Genomic DNA, 3,802 nt, shown 5'->3' with positions numbered 1-3,802 from the left:
GTAGCGTCTTGGCTCAAATGGTCAGTGAACGCCTGTACCCGTTCCGCCAAGCGCTCAGGATCATCGTCATTAAACTCAATCAGGTTAATGCCACGAATCGGCGTACTACCGGTGGCGGGGAAAAACTCAGCTACGCTGTCCCAGACAAAGTCTTCCATGGCCAGCTGCAGCACCGTGTCATCCACTGTTTCGATGGAAGTGGGCCGAGCGCTGCTGGCCATCAATGCCTTAGCATCGCGCAGCGCGTCCATAAAGCCTGGGTAGCGCACATTAACCAGCGTGGCGTGCTTAGGGATCGGCAGCACGTTCAATACCGCTTCATTCAAAAAGCCCAGCGAGCCTTCCGAACCACACAGCAGGCTGTTCAGGTTCAGTTGGCCTTGCGCTTCCCGCAGGTGGGCTAAATCGTAGCCGGTTAAACAGCGGTTAAGCGGCGGAAACTTCGCCCCTATCAAATCGCGCTGCTGGTCAATAATCTCAGCGGCGGTGGAGTGCACGCGACCGAGACTGCCGGATTGCGCAACGGCCTGCTGCTCCTCGTCAGCGCTAAGCGGGCGGCTGTGCAGGTGTTGGCCCCCCAGCAGAACCGTGTCCAGTTCCAGCACATGGTCACGGGTTTTACCGTACTCGCAGCTGCCCTGGCCGCTGGCATCGGTGGAGATCATGCCGCCGATGGTGGCACGGTTAGAGGTCGAAAGCTCCGGGGCAAAAAACAACCCATGGGGCTTCAGCGCCGCGTTGAGTTGATCCTTCACCACGCCCGCCTGAACGCGCACCCGCCGTGCCTCCACATCGATCTCAAGGATCTGGTTCATATGGCGGGACACATCCACCACGATCCCATCGGTTAGCGACTGGCCATTAGTGCCAGTGCCGCCACCGCGGGGTGTTAACACGATATCGCGGTGGGGCAGTTCTGCCGCCAGTATGGCCAGGCGCTCCAGGTCATCGGCGTGTTTAGGAAACACGGCGGCTTGTGGCAGGCGCTGGTAAATGGAGTTATCCGTCGCCAGCACGGTGCGGTTGGCGTAATCGGGGGCAATCTCGCCCTCAAAGCCACGGGCGCGTAGCGCTTCAAGAAAACGCACGTAGTGGGTACCGAGGCGTTCAAATGGGGCCGTGCGCGAATCCAAGGATGCAATCATAGTTGGTCAAGCCGTCACTGCTGGGAGCGGATAGGAATTGGCGCTACTTTACCGCAGCTACCACGACTCTGCATCTTGGTGGGAGGGGTTATGAACCCTCCAGCGCTTCTTTTACCAGTGCTGCGCAGGTCTCGTTCATAGGCAGCGCTAGGGCAAGTGTATGTGCTTGAGTTGACATCTTGCCCCAGGTTTTTTGCACGATACGTACCATATGATCATGGTCAATCTTGCGTGAGAAATCCGCGAAGTAGTTTTCCAAGAATACTAGACAAGCGCAGTCCTCCAGCGCTTGTACATCAGGATCGCGACCGAGGCCTTTCTTACGGATAATTGTCGCTGTGCGTTCGGACTCTGCTGCACTATAACCTGCGTCACACATAAGTTTGGCGGTAGTGTCGCCCGCCCGCTCGCCCTGATCGCGACGCCAAGTTAAATAACCAATGCGCCCTTCGGGGTAATCACTCCTAGGCACCAGCCAACGCTGAAGGTGCTGGGCGCGTACCGCTATACACAGCAGCTCGTTGGGCGCGCTATGCAGTTGTTCAAGCCATTGGCTCATCCGCTGTGCGTAGGCGAGCTCCTGGGGTAGGGTCGTGCCATCGGCAAGACTAGTATGGCGCGGGTCCTGGGCGTGCAGTGCATCAATGGCAGTTAGAGTCTGCTCAAAGGAAGAAGGCATAGGCATGAGTACTCGTATAGTTAAATGCTATTGTTGACATGCTAGCAGCTTGGCGGCAAGCCATAAAAAAACGCCCACTGCTAGGGGCAGTGGGCGCTATGCTGATATTAACGGGGAGTTAGGTATTGCTGTTGTTATAGACTTCTTCGTTTAGCTCGCCTTCGCTTTTACCAACCAGGGTTGTGACCATCAGATCACCCGCCACATTGACGCTGGTACGCGCCATATCCAGAATGCGGTCGATGCCAGCGACCACCGCAATGGCTTCTAGTGGTAGGCCAATTTGTGCCATCACGATTGAAAGCATAATCAGGCCCGCGCCGGGAACGCCGGCCGTGCCAATGGACGCTAACGTGCCAGTTGCCACAATCATGGCGTAATCCATCATGCTCAAATCAGCACCGATCATTTGGGCGATAAACAGTACCACGACGCCCTGGTAAAGCGCGGTGCCATCCATGTTTATCGTCGCGCCCACCGGCAATACAAAGCCGGAAACCCCTTCTGAAATACCAAGATTTTTTTGCGCGCAGCGAATAGATACCGGCAGTGTGCCTGCTGAAGACGCAGACGAGAACGCCACCACAATGGCGTCTAAGCTACCCTTTAGGTAGCGCACGGGGTTTAAGCGACCTATAAGCGCAATAAACCCTGAGTAAACCACCAGTACATGCAAAATGCTGGCGAGGTAAACCACGCCGATCAGCTTGGCCAGCGGCAGCAGAATTTCCAACCCATACTGGCCGGAAACATGGGCAATCAAACCAAATACGCCAAACGGTGCGAAGGCCATGACGAGGCCTGTTAGCTTGTACATGGCTTCGGAGAAGCTATCGAATACCTTCATGACTGGCTCGCCCTTTTCGCCAATCAGCGTTAGCGAAATACCCAGGCCGATAGCAAATACAATGATCTGCATAATGTTGCCGTTCGCCAGGGCATCAATCGGGTTGCGCGGTACGAGGTTAATCAAAATCGATATCAGTGATGGCGCTTCGTTAGCCGTAATCTCGGACTCGAAGCTAAGCCCCACGCCCACTCCAGGTTGCAGCAGAGTAGACAGTATTAACCCAATGCTAATCGCGAAAGCGGTAGTTACCAGATATAGCGAAATGGTGCGTGCGCCAATGCGGCCCATTTTTTGTGGGTCGCGCATCGAGGTAATACCCACGACGAGTGTTGAAAACACAAGAGGCACGATCAGCATCATAATGGCGTTAATAAAAATATCGCCCAGGGGCTTAAACACACTAGCGGTTTCACCCAGTAACGCCCCTGCTAACACCCCCAGCGCTAGCCCCGCCAGAATTTTCTTCCATAGCGCGATACGACGCCACCAGCCAAACTTCATTTGCTGTGCTGTTTCCTGCACGACATTTCTCCTGTGAAAAAGCCTTTATTAGTGATCCTAAAGTGAATCGGCGGGCACTCTACCACTTTTGGCTAATGAGCGTATCCACAGCCCCCCAACGCAAGCCAACGCTATGGTTGCTTGAGTAAGTATGTCTCCAAAGTATGGAGAGCGAATAAGTGAAGTACGAGCCAGTGAGGCGCTTACAAAGGCGTCAAGATCTAACTACGCCTACAGATAATTTGCAGAGGAGGAGATTTAGCCCAGGAGAGTGATCTTGCCCGTTACTAGGGGGGCATCTAAAAACATCTTATACACTTGCACGAGGCGATTTATGTATCTAACTACGCCGTAGCGGCATAATTTGCATTAGTGGTAATAGTGCACGGCCTTATTGGGGTTAAGAGGGCTAGCATTTGCTAGGCACACTCTTAGCGGTGAGCGGGCACTCCGTGGTCGAACACCATCAGCTGTTTATCATGTTTCTATCTACGTGCCCCGGGCGGGGCGCGACGGCCAGCAACACCACTTTGCGCTCTACGGTGTACTGTTTCTATCCGCACGCCCCGGGCGGGGCGCGACCACTTCACAGTGTGGCACTTGTCAACCCTATTACAGTTTCTATCC

The 3,802-nt window shown here is 54.6% G+C and carries 3 protein-coding genes; all 3 read right to left on the bottom strand.

What is annotated here, in order from left to right; all coding sequences use genetic code 11:
• Positions 1 to 1,145: FAD-binding oxidoreductase (locus tag CPA45_RS22205; protein ID WP_133066814.1), on the bottom strand; the 1,145-nt coding region annotated here is incomplete at its 3' end.
• An 88-nt stretch (positions 1,146 to 1,233) separates the two neighbouring features.
• A complete protein-coding gene (locus tag CPA45_RS22200; RefSeq protein WP_096655465.1) occupies positions 1,234 to 1,824 on the bottom strand; it encodes a DUF4202 domain-containing protein in 591 nt (196 codons plus the stop codon).
• Positions 1,825 to 1,942: 118 nt separating this feature from the next.
• Entirely contained in the window at positions 1,943 to 3,196 is a 1,254-nt protein-coding gene (locus CPA45_RS22195) for a dicarboxylate/amino acid:cation symporter (protein ID WP_096655463.1), read from the bottom strand.
• Positions 3,197 to 3,802 lie beyond the last annotated feature (606 nt).

The organism is Vreelandella nigrificans, assembly GCF_002374315.1.
In the GTDB taxonomy this organism is placed as follows: domain Bacteria; phylum Pseudomonadota; class Gammaproteobacteria; order Pseudomonadales; family Halomonadaceae; genus Vreelandella; species Vreelandella nigrificans.
Note: the sequence above shows the minus strand (reverse complement) of the source record. Positions and strands in the feature narration are given on the sequence as shown.

Bases quoted from the DNA above. Each gene is read 5' to 3' on its own strand.
- CPA45_RS22200 (WP_096655465.1), bottom strand. From the start codon at position 1,824: ATGCCTTCTTCCTTTGAGCAGACTCTAACTGCCATTGATGCACTGCAC.